At 43.6% G+C, this 17,736-nt stretch carries 15 protein-coding genes and 2 pseudogenes; 4 read left to right on the top strand and 13 right to left on the bottom strand.

Going from position 1 to position 17,736, the window contains the following annotated elements; genetic code table 11:
- Window positions 1–92 precede the first annotated feature (92 nt).
- From EJF25_RS19305 to EJF25_RS19255, 9 genes are all read right to left on the bottom strand, one after another.
- The gene (locus EJF25_RS19305) at window positions 93–1,094 is read right to left on the bottom strand and encodes an ArdC family protein (protein WP_117889575.1); all 1,002 of its coding nucleotides are present in this window, start codon (window positions 1,092–1,094) and stop codon (window positions 93–95) included.
- Between the two features lie 98 nt (window positions 1,095–1,192).
- Complete coding sequence (locus EJF25_RS19300) at window positions 1,193–2,224, bottom strand: tyrosine-type recombinase/integrase (RefSeq protein ID WP_007750053.1); 1,032 nt, start codon at window positions 2,222–2,224, stop codon at window positions 1,193–1,195.
- Window positions 2,202–3,164 carry a tyrosine-type recombinase/integrase gene (locus EJF25_RS19295; protein ID WP_125042329.1) on the bottom strand — a complete coding sequence of 321 codons (963 nt, stop codon included), beginning with the start codon at window positions 3,162–3,164 and terminating at the stop codon, window positions 2,202–2,204. The genes EJF25_RS19300 and EJF25_RS19295 overlap by 23 nt, the downstream gene beginning before the upstream one ends.
- The gene (locus tag EJF25_RS19290; RefSeq protein WP_235016869.1) at window positions 3,161–4,684 is read right to left on the bottom strand and encodes a site-specific integrase; all 1,524 of its coding nucleotides are present in this window, start codon (window positions 4,682–4,684) and stop codon (window positions 3,161–3,163) included. The genes EJF25_RS19295 and EJF25_RS19290 overlap by 4 nt, the downstream gene beginning before the upstream one ends.
- Before the next feature lie 1,506 nt (window positions 4,685–6,190).
- On the bottom strand, window positions 6,191–6,589 hold the full coding sequence (locus EJF25_RS19275) for a hypothetical protein (protein WP_005648588.1): 399 nt from the start codon (window positions 6,587–6,589) through the stop codon (window positions 6,191–6,193).
- Window positions 6,590–6,611: 22 nt separating this feature from the next.
- Window positions 6,612–8,120 carry a Fic family protein gene (locus tag EJF25_RS19270; protein WP_125042327.1) on the bottom strand — a complete coding sequence of 503 codons (1,509 nt, stop codon included), beginning with the start codon at window positions 8,118–8,120 and terminating at the stop codon, window positions 6,612–6,614.
- Between the two features lie 127 nt (window positions 8,121–8,247).
- Window positions 8,248–8,886, bottom strand: coding sequence for a recombinase family protein (locus EJF25_RS19265; protein WP_007564634.1), 639 nt, complete (start codon window positions 8,884–8,886; stop codon window positions 8,248–8,250).
- 242 nt (window positions 8,887–9,128) lie between these two features.
- Window positions 9,129–9,965: a virulence RhuM family protein gene (locus tag EJF25_RS19260; RefSeq protein ID WP_117682277.1), complete on the bottom strand. Its 837-nt coding sequence runs from the start codon at window positions 9,963–9,965 to the stop codon at window positions 9,129–9,131.
- 3 nt (window positions 9,966–9,968) lie between these two features.
- Window positions 9,969–10,298 carry a hypothetical protein gene (locus tag EJF25_RS19255; protein WP_005868799.1) on the bottom strand — a complete coding sequence of 110 codons (330 nt, stop codon included), beginning with the start codon at window positions 10,296–10,298 and terminating at the stop codon, window positions 9,969–9,971.
- A gap of 286 nt (window positions 10,299–10,584) precedes the next feature.
- Between EJF25_RS19255 and EJF25_RS19250 the strand changes: the two genes are divergently transcribed.
- Both EJF25_RS19250 and EJF25_RS19245 read left to right on the top strand, forming a co-directional pair.
- Window positions 10,585–11,343, top strand: a complete 759-nt coding sequence (locus EJF25_RS19250; protein ID WP_125042326.1) for a ParA family protein — start codon at window positions 10,585–10,587, stop codon at window positions 11,341–11,343.
- Window positions 11,344–11,347: 4 nt separating this feature from the next.
- Window positions 11,348–11,605 (top strand): hypothetical protein, encoded by a 258-nt coding sequence (locus EJF25_RS19245; RefSeq protein WP_005648607.1) that lies wholly within the window; start codon window positions 11,348–11,350, stop codon window positions 11,603–11,605.
- A 176-nt stretch (window positions 11,606–11,781) separates the two neighbouring features.
- Here the strand turns inward: EJF25_RS19245 and EJF25_RS19240 are convergent, their stop codons facing one another.
- From EJF25_RS19240 to EJF25_RS19230, 3 genes are all read right to left on the bottom strand, one after another.
- Window positions 11,782–12,897, bottom strand: coding sequence for a fimbrillin family protein (locus EJF25_RS19240; RefSeq protein WP_125042325.1), 1,116 nt, complete (start codon window positions 12,895–12,897; stop codon window positions 11,782–11,784).
- Window positions 12,898–13,005: 108 nt separating this feature from the next.
- Window positions 13,006–13,926 (bottom strand): DUF5119 domain-containing protein, encoded by a 921-nt coding sequence (locus EJF25_RS19235; protein WP_125042324.1) that lies wholly within the window; start codon window positions 13,924–13,926, stop codon window positions 13,006–13,008.
- Window positions 13,923–15,143 (bottom strand): DUF3575 domain-containing protein, encoded by a 1,221-nt coding sequence (locus EJF25_RS19230; protein ID WP_009276883.1) that lies wholly within the window; start codon window positions 15,141–15,143, stop codon window positions 13,923–13,925. The genes EJF25_RS19235 and EJF25_RS19230 overlap by 4 nt, the downstream gene beginning before the upstream one ends.
- 273 nt (window positions 15,144–15,416) lie before the next feature.
- Between EJF25_RS19230 and EJF25_RS25870 the strand changes: the two are divergent.
- Together EJF25_RS25870 and EJF25_RS19220 are read left to right on the top strand one after the other, a co-directional pair.
- Window positions 15,417–15,623, top strand: a pseudogene (locus tag EJF25_RS25870) (helix-turn-helix domain-containing protein); the annotation flags it as partial.
- A 113-nt stretch (window positions 15,624–15,736) separates the two neighbouring features.
- Window positions 15,737–17,023: an IS1380-like element ISBf12 family transposase gene (locus EJF25_RS19220; RefSeq protein ID WP_009040242.1), complete on the top strand. Its 1,287-nt coding sequence runs from the start codon at window positions 15,737–15,739 to the stop codon at window positions 17,021–17,023.
- Between the two features lie 218 nt (window positions 17,024–17,241).
- On the opposite strand, the pseudogene EJF25_RS26660 reads toward EJF25_RS19220, so the two are convergent.
- Window positions 17,242–17,451 (bottom strand): annotated as a pseudogene (locus tag EJF25_RS26660) (MAC/perforin domain-containing protein); the annotation flags it as partial.
- Window positions 17,452–17,736 lie beyond the last annotated feature (285 nt).

Below are 17,736 nucleotides of genomic sequence, written 5' to 3'. Positions count from 1 at the left end.
CGCCCTGCCCCAGTATTGAGGCTCGTGCCTGATAGGGATAGTAGAAATAATAGTGTTCGTCCAACAGCCCGCCTGCGAGCGGTGTCGGACTTTCAGTTTTCCATACGAGACCGCCCGTGTCGGCATCCCTCTCGGCTGTCAGTTTCACGTTGGAATAGACTGTTTGAGTGCCCCGCACCACGTATAGGCCGCAGGCCCCGCTTTCGGAAAACTTGGTTTGGCAGCCATTCTCCACAGTACGGGTGGTTTTGCGAACAGCCGACGTATATCCAGCTTTTCAGATAAGCTGCGTTTTCAGTGCGTATATGTTCGGCTATCCCGAAAAACATTCCTGCCAGGGCTGCGGCGAACTCGGCCGTTAATTCCTCCTTGCCGTATTCCTCTGATCCGAACGGGTGCGCAAGATCCCGGTTCAATCGGGTGGGGTGTCCCGTGGAATGTCCCATTTCATGCAGAAGCGTTTCGTAAAAGCTCTGCATATCGACGAACTGCGAGCGAAGCGGCACTACGATATAATCGGCTAAAGGAGAATAGAAAGCCCTGTCGCCTTGCTGCTCCCGTATCGGGCAAAACCAGCTTTTCGCCTCCAGCATGGCGTCTATTTCGGGGTGCGCCTCTCCGGTTGTCCCGTCGGGCTGCTCTGCCTGTCCCCCTCTGAACTTCTCCCTTAACGCTTCCCATTCTTCCGGCCTCACGTCCGAAAAATTGGTCTGATCCAAGTTAAAGACCGAGTAATATTTATAGGTCGGTATAACGTTGTATTCCTGTTGCTGCTCCCGGCTTAACGCCTTGTATTCCTCAAAGGTTATTTTCTTGCGTGTTTCCTTGTGGTACACGTAGAAAAGGAAGTAATAGACCGGAAACGATTTCGATCCTTTCAGCACGGAGATCCCGGCCTCATTCGCCTGGTTGAACGTCATAAATACGGGTGTCTGGTACTGGAATTTCTCGCAAAGGAAAAGGAGTAAAAAGGCGTTGCCTCCGGCGTACCTGCGTCCTGTGAGGTTCTGCGGAAAGAAATTGCGTGTATTCGCCGCAATGGTGATCCAGGGCTTTTGCCAGTTGTCCTCTACCTGCTGGATCTTCTCGATCATTTATGTCTGACATAGAATTATGTTGGGCATTAGTCTAAACAATTAATAATCAATCGTTCTTTGACATTTTGCACAACATAATTCTATCTTTGGAGGAATTAGAGGCTATCTAAGAATGTAATTAACTCCTTATCCTCAGACCATTTTCGTGATGGTGTATCGGAAACGGACTGCTCACATTTTTTGAGAACTTCTAATTTCCTTTCCATGCTAATTTCGGCGTAGATGTTTGTTGTATCAATCGAGCTATGTCCCATCCAATTTCTAACCATATCAATATCCGCTCCAGAATTAAGTAGATGAGTGGCGGTTGTATGGCGTATAACGTGAGGAGATGGGCGTTTATTAGCAAGAGAGGGATGATTTAAGATTACATCTTGTGAGTATTTCTTTATCATTTCATAAATACAGAATCGGCTCATAGGCTGATTGTATCGGTTAAGGAAAAGGTAATCGTCAGGCAACTTGTTGTCTATAAATTGTTTGAGTAAATCCCAGAAATCCTCCCATAAAGGACATATTCTCTCTTTACGCCCCTTGCCATGTAATGTCACCATTGGCATTCCACGTTTTGAAGGCATCGCAACATCCTTCACTTTAACACCAATAACTTCAGACACTCGGGCGCCAGTATTATACATGAATAGGATAATGACATGATCTCGACTTCTTATCCCTTGATATTTGCATGTTTTCAATGGTGCATCAGCCAAGGCTTCGATCTCAGATTTGTCCATATAGGTTATCATGCGTTTTTCCGTTTTCTTTGAAGGGATAAGAGTGACATGGTGACACCAATCTATATGTTCAGGAGATTTCCACGCCAGAAACTTTGCGAAAGCCTTTATTGCAGCTAAACGATTGTTTCTTGAAGATACGGAAACTTTTCTCTCAATTTCCAGATAATCAAGAAATTTCGTAATAACGTCAGTCGTAATATCCGAGATTTTGAGATTGTCTATTGCAATACTTATTAATGTAGAGACATACGATACCAACATACGGAATGTATCACGATAACTCATCTGAGTGTTACGACTAAGGTTTCGAGTGACAATTAAGTACTCTATGAGGAATGGTCTTAGCCAATAGCCAAGATATTCTGTTTCAGTAATTCTTCTGTTCTTCATTGTTCGTGTTTTTATAAGCATAAAACAATTTGTTTGCTTCCTGCAACAAAGTTGGCGTCTTTGTTAGATAGACGGAAGTGAAGGACACGTTAAGATGTCCCAAATAGATAGACAACTTCGGCAGTAAATCCTGTACGTTCTTTCCTGATTTATACCAGTTAGTAAGGACGTCGACCGCAAAAGTATGGCGAAGATCATGTATTCTAGGCTGATGACGTCCTCTATCAGGGAAATAAAGACCTGCATTCTTACGAATGGTCGCAAATATCTGATGTAAAGATACAAAATTAACAGGTTTCCCCTTCTGATTAATGAAAACATATGCATCCTCTACCATTGGGGACATTTGAGTACTTCGCCATTGTAATATCTCTTGCATCAATTTTGATACTTGTTCGTTGAAAGTAACCAAGCGAGACTTGTAGAACTTACTACAATGTATATGCACGTACATATTATCCATATCAATATCCTTTATTTTTAAGGATAAGGTCTCACTTATTCTGAGTCCAAGCATATACGTGATCATCAAGATATATCGTATACATATTGGCTCATTAACAAATGATCTATATTTGCGATATGTAAGCGCACAATCAAACAGTCTCTTCAGTTCGTCATCCGTATATATGTAAGCGGGATAATACTCTGGAGCTTTAAGCAGAAAAACGGGAATAGGTATGTTTTGAATGAGTCCTCTAGAAAAAGCCCACTCAAAAAGTTTTTTCAGAATGCAGTGCTGAGAATGCCAATATCTGGTGATGACATTTCCTTTTCTGTAAAGGAAGGCATTACAATCGCTTTCCGTTATTGAAGTTAATTCTGTTGTTTCTCCAATGAACTTAGCAAATAATCTCAAAGAGTAAGTTGTACTCTGATCCTTACGACCAATAGACCTACGAAACTTGATAAATGACTCAACAGTTTCTTTTATACTCATAGAAGCTCCCCCCAGTTAATATTTGAAACATCTCTAAGTGAATTGAGATCCACTTTTGCATATATTCTTGTCGCTTCCATACTTTTGTGACCCAGTAAATCACCGACATCCTTTAAGGTTTGTCCTTCGTTTATCAAGAAAGTTGCATGGCTATGGCGTAAACAATGGGGACCTTTGTGCCTAACGTCCATTTCGCTGGATTTCAAATACCTATATACGACGGAAGCTATGGCTGTACAAGATATAGGACGTATCGGGGCTGGTGTACAAAAGAACAAGCTATCGCTTCCTATGTCATTTGGCCTTCCCTGTTTTAGGTAAGCGATAATAGCTTCTCCTACATTATGTAGAAGTGGTAACACTTGTGGTCGACAATTCTTCGCACGCTTAATATAGACTTGTTCTTTACGCCAATCGATGTCGCTAATCTTCAAGTTTGCCACCTCACTACAACGTAAACCGTACATAGCAAGTAACATAAAAATAGCATAGTCGCGCGATGCGGATTTACCAGTTTGTTCTTTGACTGTTTGTAACAGTTTTTGAACTTTATTCCACGGCAAGAAAGAAGGGAGATTTTCTTCACTATATACTTTGGGAGTGATTAACGCCTTATCTAGGTCGGTAATACACCACCCCTTTTCGACTGCATAACGAAGATATACACGAATACAACACAGGTACTCTTTCAGCGTGTTACGTTGAACCTTGTTAATCGTGTAGTATTCAATGTATTTATCTATATCTTCCAATGTTAAAGGGTGTTCCTGGTTCTCCTTTTCTATTATCTTGTAAAAGTAGGTGAGTATATATCTCCTTCCCTTAATATAGGCATGAGAATATCTCCTGTATGCCAAGTGATTAAGGTATTCATTTATGCGTATATCTGATATTGAAGGAGATCCTGATTCTGGTAGCATATGTAGCTCTTTAAGCCACATATTTGCAAAATAGATGAAGAAACTATAATTAGACTTGGTGCCTTTCTTCTTGTGAGAACCTTTGTCTTCCAGGTTTTGCCATTTTTTTGCTGCATTTGAGATTTCCTCATTGGTAACAATACGGAAGTTCTTTAAATCAAGATACTCTATTAGATGAAGTTGATACTGTGCATAAAGCTGAAGTGTCTGTCTTTTAAAACCTTTTGATTTGCAATCCATCAAGAAAGACATTCTCTCTTTATAAAAGGGAGCGGCAATCAGTCTGACTCTGTGCCATTTGCGCTCTGCGAGATAATTGATGATGTCGTCTTGGTAACGAGAATCTAAAAGACCTACGTATAGTAAGAATTCAACAGCCATCTCAATGAATTTGATTCTTGAGGAAGGGCAATCATGACGTTTCCGAGAATGATAATGATCAGGAATGGGTGAAGACCATTGACGTGCAGCTTCAACGACATCATCAAGTGACACAATTCTCTTTTCGCCATCATGAAGATCGAAATATTGGATAAACTTGAGCGAATACCCAGCCCACCCCAATAGTGTTAGCCGGGACAATCCTTCCTTACTTTTCATAGTTAGAAAGTATTCTCGCTCCTTTAATAATGGTGCAGCCAAATGTTTTTTAAGGAATGACTTGCGGATAATGATTTGTTCTAACATGCTCTTATAATTATATGAGTAATACTATATAATATAAACGAGCATCCAAAATTATGTTGTACAAAATTCGATAAGAACTCTAATTATCAAATAAATATGAAAGAAACTGACATAAACAAATGGGCAACATTAACCCTTTTATGTTGACCTCAACATAATATCATCAAATTTGCAAACTGTTGCGCTGCCTTGTCGAAATAATCAGTTTTCATAACTACGTCCCCCGTTCTTTATCCTGGTGGGTGAGCCAGTTCTAAAGGTTGTTATCTCTTTTTCTATACCTCTAAGATAGCACTTTTATTTGAGATACGCAAGTATTTAAACAACATTTAACCATCTGTTTATCAGATAATTATCCATAAAAGTAGTATTTTAGTAAATACTAAATTTAGTATTTACTACCTGATTTTTTCCGATAGTAAACTCCCCACCTCGCACCCTCCCCCCCCAACCTTGCGGATGCCTAAGATTCCGATGTTTTTGTATCAAGACAACCCCATTTTGGTCTTTCGGGGCTGTCGGTGTGGTCGTCTTGCGTTTATCTTGAGTTCCGAGGGTTTTTTGTATGAGAACCCCCCAAACGGTTTTTTCCATAGCACAAGTTTTTTAGGAAAAATACTACCTGGCTTTAGCCTGGCTGGAGATTTTTTCTAAAAGCTGCTTGCGGCTCAACTTGAGATATGGAAAAAGCCGTTTGACCTTTGCAGACAAAAACCCCGGTCAAGGTAAGCGCAAGGCGGCTACGCCGGAAAAACTAAAATACCTCTCTCCCCTGAAAGGGGGGTTAAAACCGGGTTCGACAATCGGCTACCGGAGTGCCCGACAAGGAATGTTCCTTGCCCAGCCGACGAGTGCCTGCGCTCATCAGCCGGGCAAGGATCATTCCGGGTACTCCTTTCCGGATTGTGCCGATCAGTGAAAAGTCAGGCGCTTTTATCCGGCTGACTTCACCGAACGAATCTATCCGGAAATAGCCTACCTTAGCCGGGTGGGTGGGTGTATTTATGCGTTAGGGATTGCAGTGAAAAGCCCACAGCCTTCAGGCGAGGACTTGGAGGCGGAAAGCCCGACCGTTTACGGGAACGCCCAAATCCTCCAAAAGAAAAGCGTACTAATACACTAAAATACTAAAAGTAGTAAATACCCTTAATTCCGCAACACTATTACAAATTAAACTTTTTAAGTACCTGAGCAACAAAAAGTTCTTGGACAAGCCAAGCGGCAGAGCCGAGCGGCTCAGGATTTTGCCATGTCGAAGAATTCACTTATCTTAGTGTTGTAAAAATAAACAAGAGAATCCGACGATAGACATGGTGAAAATACAAATTAAACGAGATATACTCCCTATATTCGCGTAGTAATCCCCTATTGTCCCTGTCGCAAGACAAACTCCAGGGTTTTGTTTTTATATACTCCCCCCTATACGGTAGCGTATGGATCTTTTTCCTGAATCACCTTTTTAATCTTGAACAGCCGTTCTTTGGTTAGCGGCTTTATAGTTTCCGGATCCTCACCGTCGAATGTTTCCCCGAAGATCAGATCGTCCACCTCCAGGCCATGATTAAAATTCTCCCTGATACAGTCCCTTAGCAACCAAAGGTTTTTGAGGTTCACCCAATCGGCCGTTATGTTCCTGATCCTTCTAAACATGATTATCGCAGTACGAAAATAATGCCCCACATGATCGTAATCATGGCAAACCCGTTTATCCAGATAATAAACATCTATTTCCTGGTTTTCTTCATCCTCCGCGATCCGGCAAAGGCAGAACGGGATCTGCTCCAGTTTATCCCATTCGATATATTCCGTTGATTTCATATTGTCATTATTATAAATATCATTACTTGACCAGCGAGGTTATCACTTTGGCAAATTCGGAAATATCCCCCTCCACGCTGGCCTTTTCCAACGCTTTCATATATTCTTTTCTACGCTCCACCGGAACAACCGTCCAGTTATAGCCTCCAGACGCAAGCATGGCGTTCAAGACGAACCGTCCCATTCTCCCGTTCCCGTCCATATAGGGGTGAATATACACGAAAAAGAAGTGTCCCAAGACAGCCCTTACCGCCGGGTGCGGCTCATTCTTCAAGAGATCGAAAAGGACGGGCATAGCGTCCCTGACCGCTTTCGGGTTCAACGGGATATGTTGCGATCCCCGTATATAGACCTGCCCGGTACGATAACCCACAAGATCCTCCCTTTGCAAGATCCCCACCGTAACGAACGGCATCCACATCTGCATATACCAGACTGGATGATCCGCCCTTACCGCTTCCCCTGCGTTCTTTCCTTTCAGTATATCGGAGATCGTCCCCCTGACAGCCTGGAACGCCTGGTAATACCCACGTGCCACCAGTGCGTTTTTATGCTCCTTATCTTCTTCCTCCGGCTTCCAGTTCCCGACACGCACTTTCTCGATCAGTTCCGGGGAAACCCTATATCCCTCGATCGAGAGAGAATGATAAGCGTCCTCCGAATACTTTTCATCGACGGATCTCAAATACCCCTCCACGTCATCAATCTTTCCAGGGGCTTCGGGAAACAGTTCTACAACCTTATCCCTCATGTTCTCCCACATCAGGCGCAAGCGTGTGACGTAAGGCGACACTTCATAAACAAGGGGCGTTCGTGGCTGATCCTCGAACGGATCCTCTTCTCTCACGTCATACCCGAACCCCCGCATCGTGGAAACGATGCTGTCGGCGATTTCGCTGTTCCCGATGTTCCGGAACGCCCCGGCTATTCTTCCGGCACGAAGCGAAGCTCCGTTTTTCGTCAGTACCTTTAATATATCGGCAGCGTCCCGTATCATGGCCAGGCAGGTGCGGGCTGCGATCTTCTCCACCTGGAAATATCTCGGCGTGGCATATACCAGGGCTTCGGCAAGCGGATAGAGATTAAGGCCGTATTCCGGCTCTTTATATACCTGATCCGGGATCTCGCTTTGAAACACCAAAAGCGAGGTATCATACATCAGCTTTTGCGTGTTGTTATGGCCTTTCGGCGACTTGATAATCACCTGCACGGGCACGGTCGTTTTCCCCGAATACAGATCCAGCGACTGGTCGGCCGTCAAGCACCATTGTTCCCCCAGCCGGACGACCGCGTATTTCGCAATAAAATACCAAAATGAGGTGTACCAGACCGTCGTGTCCCCCTCTGTTCCCGGCCTAGCCGCAATATACCAGCCTTTCATTACTTCCTGCAACCAGCCGTTATCCAACAGCCGGGTTAAATGCGTCCTCCCTATCTCGGCCGTCCCTTGCAGGACGACACAGCGGTCTTTCTCCTGAAGCTTTCTTAATTCCTCCAGTGAAGCCGCCATTTTCTCCGTCATTGTTGCCATAACCGTTTTTATTTAGATTCTGATTATTTTCGTGCAAATACTCGTTTTTAGACATGTGTAAATACTCGTTTTTAATTATGTGCATTTACTCGTATTTGTTGCAAAAATACAATATTTGTTCCGATAATCAGCTACTAATGAAGTCTTTTTTTACTTGTTGTATCGTCGAAACGGCCTTTCCCGTGAGCTTCGCCACGTTCCGGATCGAGTAGCCTTTCTTTAACAAGGCGATCGCCTCCCGGTATTCCTCTTTCCTCTGTTCGGCCGTTTTCCGGCTTCCCGGCTTCCGTCCCAGCCTGCCCCCTTTCTGGATGTACAACTCCCGTCCGCTATTAAGGCGGTCGATGATCCCCTGGCGTTCGATCGCGGCCAGTTCCCCCAACAGGGTAGTGATCAGAGAGGACAAGGGGTTTACCGTCTTGTCCGGCCGTAATGTTTCCAGGTTCAGGTTTTGAATATACACGCATATTTTATGCGTGTGCAGCGTATCGAGTGACTTTAGGATCTCCAGGGTTGAACGCCCCAGGCGTGAGATCTCGGTCAGCAACAACATATCCACCCGGTTCTGCGGATCCGTGCAGTATTCCAGGCAACGGCTTAAAACCGGGCGTTCGATATTGGCCTTTCGTCCGCTTATCTTTTCCTCAAAGACCGCCGTCACCTCGTACCCCCGTCCGGCTGCGAACCTCTCCAGATCGACAACCTGCCGTTCGGTCGATTGCCTGGCCGACTGCGAGCTTACACGTGAATAAATAACCACATTCATCCCTTTTGCTTTTGTTCTTCCTTATCTATTGTTTTAATCACCTTATCCACCTCTTTCAAGGACGGCATTATTTCCGGATCTATCCAAAAAAGAAATTCGCTAATTAACCTATAATTACTATCTTTGCATTGTAATGCTTGGTAAAGCCTCTGTTATCAAAACACGTAACCAAGTCAAGGATATACCCGTTCATCAAGAACGGGTTTTTCTTTTGCGACAGCCCATTCATAAGACAAAGGATATTATAACAGGTCAGTAATCACAGCCGCCGGAATATCCAGCTTTGAGAAAGCGAACATCTTTTTCCCCAGATCCTTTAACGAGGCTCCGATATGGTACACGTCCGTTTCATCAACGATCAGGAAACGGTCGTGACTGTCCCGGTACGTCCTGATGTCGATAGGTGTGTACTGGCTGTTATGCCTGTCAAGATCAAGTTGGAGTTGCTGCGTGATACGCTGGGTGTAAATGGTGGCCGAGACACCGACGCTGCGTTTACTCAACATGAGCAAGACCGTTTCGTCCACATAGTTGTCGATAAGCACGATCGAACGCCTGGCCGACTTTACCAGATCGGTAGCGAACTTGTACGCATCGAAAATCTGGCCGTTATAAAAAATGCCTTCGACCGGGGGCAAGGCAGTACGCACAAAAAAATCTATCTTCTCGGTATGTTGAGCGACAGTCCTTTCAAGTTCTGACAAACGTTTATTAATGGAATACCCTTTTAAAAGATAGTCCTTTAAAACCTTATTCGCCCATTGCCTAAATAAAATACCTCTTTTACTATTGACACGAAACCCAATGGATATGATCGCATCCAAATTGTAATAAGTCAGATTGCGCATCACTTGCCGTTTGCCTTCCTGTCGAACTGTTCGGAAATCCCGAACAGTTGAACTTTCCTCTAATTCTTTCTGATCATATATGTTTTTTATATGCTCGCTTATATTTGCTTTGCTGGATTGAAAAAGATCCACAATTTGCGCCTGTGTCAGCCAAACGGTTTCATCTTCCAGCCTCACTTCCAACCTGACCGCTTCATCCGGCTGGTATAATATGATTTCTCCCTGTTCCATTACTTATTTACCTTTTCTTAATTCATCAAGCCTCTGCATCGCACCGCTGAACTTCTCACTAAACATCATATCATCGGGCAAAACAAACCAGGTGGGAATACCTCTCGACTGTGGATTACCTATACATTCATCTTGCCCGTTCTGTTTGCGGTAATCGTCCCATTCACTATAAGCGATGTTCCAACGAATACCTAATTTATAGGTATTTTCCCATTTAATAATAGCCAGTGAATAGGCCGGATCATCTTTGCCGTCATAAATCACTTCTACAACTTCAACCACCCCTTTAGGGGAATTTATAAACTTCGGATTTTTATACGAATAAGTGCTCATGTCTTTTATTTTTTATTCATAGCACACAAAGATACTCAAAAACAAATATATACATATATACATACGTATGATTAACGTATAAAAACATTTATGGTTATTCTAATCTTTGATTAATTCCGGTACAGAAACAAAACGTACCGAAAGACGGAAACAGGATTTATTTCGGTACGCTTCCCCGATCGGTACAAAAAACACGCAAAAAACGAAAATACTACTTTTAGTCTTTTAGTATATTAGTATTTTGACTATATTTGCGGACATGACAACCATTTAAAAAACTGAATTTATGAGCAAAGCAAAAGTAATCTCCGTATTGAATCACAAGGGGGGAGTAGGAAAGACCACAACCACGATCAACCTGGGCGGTGCGTTACGTCAAAAAGGGTACAAGGTTCTTTTGATCGACCTTGACGGGCAGGCCAACCTGACCGAATCGCTGGGCTTCTCCGCGGAGCTTCCCCAAACGATCTACGGCGCGATGAAAGGCGAATACGACCTGCCGATCTACGAGCATAAGGACGGTCTTAGAGTCGTTCCCTCCTGCCTGGATCTCTCGGCCGTTGAAACGGAGTTAATCAACGAGGCCGGGCGGGAACTTATCTTAGCCCACCTTATCAAGGGCCAAAAGGAAAAATTCGATTATATCCTGATCGACTGCCCCCCCTCGCTGTCGCTGCTCACGCTTAACGCACTGACGGCCTCGGATCGGTTGATTATCCCGGTTCAGGCTCAATTCCTGGCAATGCGTGGAATGGCCAAACTTATGCAGGTCGTCCACAAGGTGCAGCAACGTTTGAACTCGGATCTTTCGATCGCCGGGGTCCTGATAACCCAGTACGACGGAAGAAAGAACCTGAACAAGAGCGTTTCGGAACTGGTACAGGAAACATTCCAGGGCAAAGTGTTCAGCACCCATATACGCAACGCCATTACGCTGGCCGAAGCCCCGACACAAGGGCAGGATATTTTTCACTATGCCCCCAAATCTGCCGGGGTAGAGGACTACGAAAAGGTATGTAACGAACTGCTAACAGAAATAAAGTAACCATATGGCAAAGAAGAACGATTTAAAAAACAGTATGTCGGCCGGGCTGACCGGGGGATTAGACAGCCTGATCCAATCCACGGCCGGGCAAAAAGAGGCTCAAAAGCCGAAGAAAGCGAAAACCGTGCATTGTAATTTTGTCATGGACGAAACCTATCACCAGAACTTAAAGCTGATCGCGATCCGCAAAGGCGATTCGCTAAAATCGGTATTGCAAGAGGCTATATCTGACTACTTGGATAAAAACAGTTCCCTGCTATAACAGCGTATCGGGAATATACAGGGCAAACACTCCACAAAAGAAATTCTCCAGGAAAAAGGTACGCAAAAAGCACCCCTACACATCAAAAAGTATATTGAAAATGCGATTCCCTATAAAGAACCCGTTGGCGGGATTAATCTTGCGTATGTTTAACCTGCCAACGGGTACGATATTAATTAAACGTTTACGTCTTTTGCCGCATTAACCCAGCCTGTTGTCTCTGCATCAAACTGGATCGGATTCAACACAGCCTCTCCCTGATCATCATAACCACCACCGAAAATCAACGTGTAGATATAGCGCTTGCCCTGTTCCCATGTATCTCCGAACGGAACATAAATTGTTTTGTATTCGCTTGCTGAACCCAACAGATAAGCTCCGGACTGCCGGATTTTGCAGGCGATCTCCAGATAACATTGCTTCGCATTATCGGCCTCCAACTTGCTTTTGGTGGCTGTTTCGGAAACTTTCCAAGCAGTCAGCTCCTGTGGTATATTCAGCATAGGAGTATTTGTGGTAATATCGGTAGCTTCGGTATTGCTATTGACCGTGATGTTTGCGTTTTTCACTACGGTAAATGCGTGTGGAAATGCTAAATCAGACGAACTCCAACTTCCCGTTCCATCGGCTGCCGCAGGCAATGTGAAGGCGCCGGCAAATTTGAAATTATGAATCTTGATCACGTCGATGTCCACCTGCATGTTATCGTATTGGGTCTTTGCTTTGAATACGACCTGTGACAGAATATGTTTGAAATTAAATTTCACTATTCCGTTGTTCATGTCTTTTGTCTGGCCTTTGGCCATGGCATACATCACGTCGTAGTTTGCATGAGTAGTACCGCTTCCATACTCATCCATGCAGGTATAACTTATCTTTTGGACATCCTTGGTGGCTTCCCAACTATAAAATATCATCATGTCTTCACTAACCGTTCCGGGATTGAACGCGTAAAAGTCCAAAGCCTCGGTAGGCCAATAACGAAGGTCGTTCGCATCGTCATAATCCCACTTACCATTTTTGTACACGATCTTCACTCCGTCATGTTCAAATTCCGTGTCGTTCTTTCCCATGAAGGCAGTACCATCCGCCGTAAAAGCGAACACGTCGAAATCGGTGTTCTTCAAGTTGGTGTTGGTAGTAGGGGTAGCCCTCGTTTCCGCCGCATTACTTAACACGTTAAAACCAATCGCATTCTGTGAGGAGGTTTCCACATTCGCAATCTCCTCGTCTGAGCAACCCATGAGTAGTGCTCCAAAGATTGCCCAAAGCATTACTGTACTTTTTTTCATAAATAAAAATAAATTAAATTGATACATATAATTAATAAACTCGATTACTTAATAGTTGACATAGCGTTTACCCGGCATCCAATCCGCACTGAAAACTCAAATATCCGTTTATAACACTATATCCACATTCACATCATCCCAATCATCAACGTCCACATCAAATCCCGGACCGCCACTTCCCGGCTCGGATGGTACCTCATAATCAAAATTCAACACCAGATGCACATCACCGACATGCCCCGCTACCGGGACATCATGCACTTGGTCGCTCACGTCCTGTTCCAATACAGACATGCTGCCGGAACGGTTCTTGAGATACAGCCGGAAAACATTGGGCTCTCCTTCAAGTGCGGAATGTCCAAACGTATAGAATCCGCCTATAATCTGATTCCGTGAAACCATTCCATCAAAGAGCAGGCTCTCCGAAAGACCGGCGGGCAAACTGTCGCCGGACATGTTAAGCGAGCCGGACATGCCGGAAAGAGCAGCCCGCAAATCCGCCACCCTATCCAGTCCCCGAAGACCGTTCACCTCATACGTGTAGTGACATACCATGTTTACGGGAGTTAGCCGTACTATCTCCGCGCTTCCTCCCGGAATGTCCTTGAGGATAACTCTGTCTATATGGTCGCCACACAGCCAGGGTGGGGTGACAGCCATTGTCCGGTTATCCGGCGACCGAACATCACGCGTATCGGCAGTAAAAAGCGTGTAACTGCCGTTTTCTTTCCAAACCATCCCGTCGGTATCGTAGTTGAAGCAAATTACCCGGTAATCATTCTCGGGGAGCTCCACTTCCCCATCCTCTCCTCCGGGGAAATCAAATATCCACGTGTTGCTTTCATCGTCGGTCGGATAAAATACGACCCTCATGCCTTCAGGCTTGTCATGATTGGAAATCTTGGTCCAGTCGAATATTACCCGCACCGTGGCAAAGTGCGGATGATCGTAACATAAATCCTTATGCTCACAAGCCGTCAGTCCTATCCATAAAAATATGAACACCAGACTAAAGCGTATCCGTATCACTGCCTGCCTCCTTTCTTCCGGCTATAATTCCCCCGCCCGATCAACCACACCAAAGAGATACCCGCCTTGGTCGGGCCGAACCAGCGGCGGTTTTTAGTGGTCTGCCATACATAGTGACCGTCCAAAGGGATGTACTCCTTGTACGATCCTCCAAGGTAGCCGATTCCCAACGTGAAATCCACATTGAACCGATGTCCCACAGGTAACGAGTAGCCGTAAGCCACGCCTCCCCCGTAACTCCATTTATCCCCCAAGTAACCTTTCCCACCCAATTCGAAATCATAGGTGACGATCTGCCCGTACAATCCGACATGATGCCCGGAAAACGGTTTTTCCACCGCTCTCCGACCGAACCAGCGGCGCAACTCCACATCTCCCCCATAGATACGCCAATAATTATGCTTCCGATCACTTTTCCACCAGGCATACATCCAATTCCCGGCCACAGACCAGTTCTTCCCCAAACAGAACTCAACCCCGATGTCAGGTATCAAAACAGCGTCATAAAGCAAGTTTGTTTTCACCGCCATGCAAAACGGCCGTTTCTTTACCGGAGCTATGACGGTAACGGTATCACGGATGCACAACGTATCACGTGTATGTATATATACCGTATCTCTGACGGGATTTATCGGATCACTATCATAGCATATTTTCACCATCGACGAACGAAGTTTCGGAAAATGGAATTTATACAAATATGAGTATGGCCTCCCCCCTTTCAGTCTTTTCAGTTCTCCCCCCCAATAAGGGCTGTCCTGGTTTTCCAAACGGACGATCTTCTCCAACAAACGAAGGACATCCTCCCTCTCCGGAACATTCACATCCGCTCTCACCATCGTTATAAGTCCGTTCCAGTCGCTTCCCGAAAAATGAAAATCCCTCTCCAATACCGGAATCTTTATATAAGGTGATATATACCGCCACAAAACCTCTGCTCGTTTTTCAGACAGCCTTCCATTCAACAGCCCCCCTCCTTCCGGGGAAGCTCCTCCTATTATTTGAATTTTCCTGATAAGACGGACGGAGTCGTTCAATGCGGAACAGATTTTAGCAAACCGCTCCATCTCGTTCCCATTGTCAAGTAAACATGTATCTATATTTACCTTTCCTTGATGAAAATAGATCCTTACCGAATCACGCTTCTCCTGAGCGGATATTTCTCCGCTTATACTCAACACGAGCACGAACAATACACATTTAATATAAAAAAACATCTTTTCGTCATTTAATCATTTGTTAATATGACAATCCAAACCCAGGCTTTTACACCCCCCTGAATTTCAACCGCTAAAGATACGCACCTATAAACCAACCTCCAAAGCAAAAACAAGCATTTTAAACTTATAAATACTTAAAAAGACAACCACACAACAATTAAAAACACTTAACATCATAAAGAAAAGTACTTAAACATACAAAAAAAAAAAAAAAAACAGTTATTTTTGCAGGAAACATTATACTTAATAACACTTAAAACAATAAAACACATGAAAATCAGCACAAAAGCCGCCTCTTTTCTAAGTTCAATAAAAACTCAAACTTACGACAAAAAAGAAAGAGAAATGATAATAACGTATCAACAAAAACGAGTCTTTCATCTATCCCTGCTCATGCTGGTCTTATGCGCACCCATATACATATATTCAGTTCCATTTCCCAATGAACAGTTTTACCTTAATTCCGCAACACTATTATAAATTAAACTTTTTAAGTACCTGAGCAACAAAAAGTTGCTCAGGATTTTGCCATGTCAGAATTTTCACTTATCTTAGTGTTGCAAAAAAAACAAGAGAATCCGACGATAGACATGGCGAAGATACAAATTAAATCTGAGAGACTCACTCCTTTTGGGGGATTATTTTCAATCATGGAGCAATTTGACTCCACATTATCATCTGTAATCGACTCAACCCTCGGTCTAAGGTGTAGATCGTTCGGTTATCAGTACAGCGAAATCATCCGTTCTCTCATGAGTATCTACTTCTGTAGCGGTTCATGTATTGAGGATGTCACTACTCATTTGATGAACCACCTCTCGCTTCATCCGACACTTCGCACTTGTAGCTCTGATACTATCCTCAGGGCGATAAAGGAGTTGACGCAAGAAAACATTTCATACACATCAGATATGGGCAAGACCTACGATTTCAATACGGCTGACACTCTCAATACTTTATTGCTCAATTGTATATTTGCATCTGGCCAACTGAAAGAGGGTGAGATGTATGATGTTGATTTCGACCATCAGTTCATAGAGACAGAGAAGTATGATGCAAAGCCTACATACAAGAAGTTCCTTGGTTATCGCCCTGGCGTGGCGGTTATTGGCGATTTGATAGTCGGTATAGAGAATAGCGATGGTAACACAAATGTTCGTTTCCATCAGAAGGACACGCTGAAGAGGTTCTTTGCGAGATTTGAACAGAATGGGCTCACTATCAATCGCTTCAGAGCTGATTGTGGATCATGTTCCGAGGAAATCGTGGAGGAAATAGAAAAACACTGCAAGTCCTTCTATATCCGTGCTAACCGCTGCAGTTCGATCTACAATGACACCTTTGCTCTCAAAGGCTGGAAAACTGAGGAAATCAATGGCATTGAGTTTGAATTGAACTCTATCCTTGTTGAGAAGTGGAAAGGTAAGGCATATCGACTTGTGATTCAAAGACAGAAACGGATGGATGGTGTGCAGGATTTTTGGGAAGGAGAATACACATACCGTTGTATCCTGACTAACGACTATGATTCTTCCGTAAGAGAAATTGTCGAGTTCTATAACCTTCGTGGAGGAAAGGAACGTATCTTCGATGATATGAACAATGGTTTCGGGTGGGACAGATTGCCCAAATCCTTCATGGCAGAGAACACAGTGTTCCTTCTTCTTACAGCACTTATCCGTAACTTTTACAAGGCCATTATTCAAAGACTTGACGTAAAGAAGTTCGGGCTCAATGCAACAAGTCGCATAAAAGCGTTTGTCTTCAGGTTTATCTCTGTACCAGCCAAGTGGATCAGGACATCAAGGCGGTATGTGCTGAACATCTATACCTGTAATAATGCTTACGCAGATGTTTTCCAGACTGATTTTGGATAATGCCTACAACTTATGGGAATGATATTGTGTATTGCCTCAAGTCACATTGTGGGGTAAGGGGATATTGTAGGCAGAAGTGGGTGCTTCAAGTTCAAATTATCTGCAAATTCAGTAATGAGAGGACGTGTAAACGCAATAAGGACGTTCAAGGGCTTAGTTGCGGATTTGAGGATAAAAACATTATCATCTTCATTTTGCCTTAATTCCGCATCCGTAGCATTACTTTTACTCAATACTATTTGGTCACCCTGTCTTGTTGTTAACACAGCAGCTACATCATATAAACTTTCTCCCGAAGCAGATGTCTTTGTCAATACTCTTGCAATCGTAATAGACGGAGTATAAAGTCTTGTAACAGGAAGAAGAATTTCCTTAGAAGTATCATCAAAACGTCTTTGAAAGTTTCTTTCCAGTACAAAATCCGACATTGGATATAATCCTTCTTCTATTAAATCAATCACTGTATGATTTTTTGAATCATTTAATGATTTTCTCCAAGATTGCAAGTTTATATTTATGTCTTTAAGTGCCATTGTAGTATTCACTACACCTGTTTCATCTTGAATACCACCCAATGTTTTTACACGTATAAATATATCTTGTCTTTTGTAAACTGTAGAATCAAAAGTACCATCCTTTCCATTAAATCCGAACGACCCATTAAGTGAATCACCTTTATATACAAGTGAAGCATTAATATTTTTCTCTAAGGA

The sequence above is a fragment of the Bacteroides faecalis genome (assembly GCF_003865075.1).
GTDB classification, from domain to species: Bacteria; Bacteroidota; Bacteroidia; order Bacteroidales; family Bacteroidaceae; genus Bacteroides; species Bacteroides faecalis.
The sequence above is the reverse complement of the archived record's forward strand: the minus strand, read 5'-3'. Positions and strand labels throughout refer to the sequence as shown.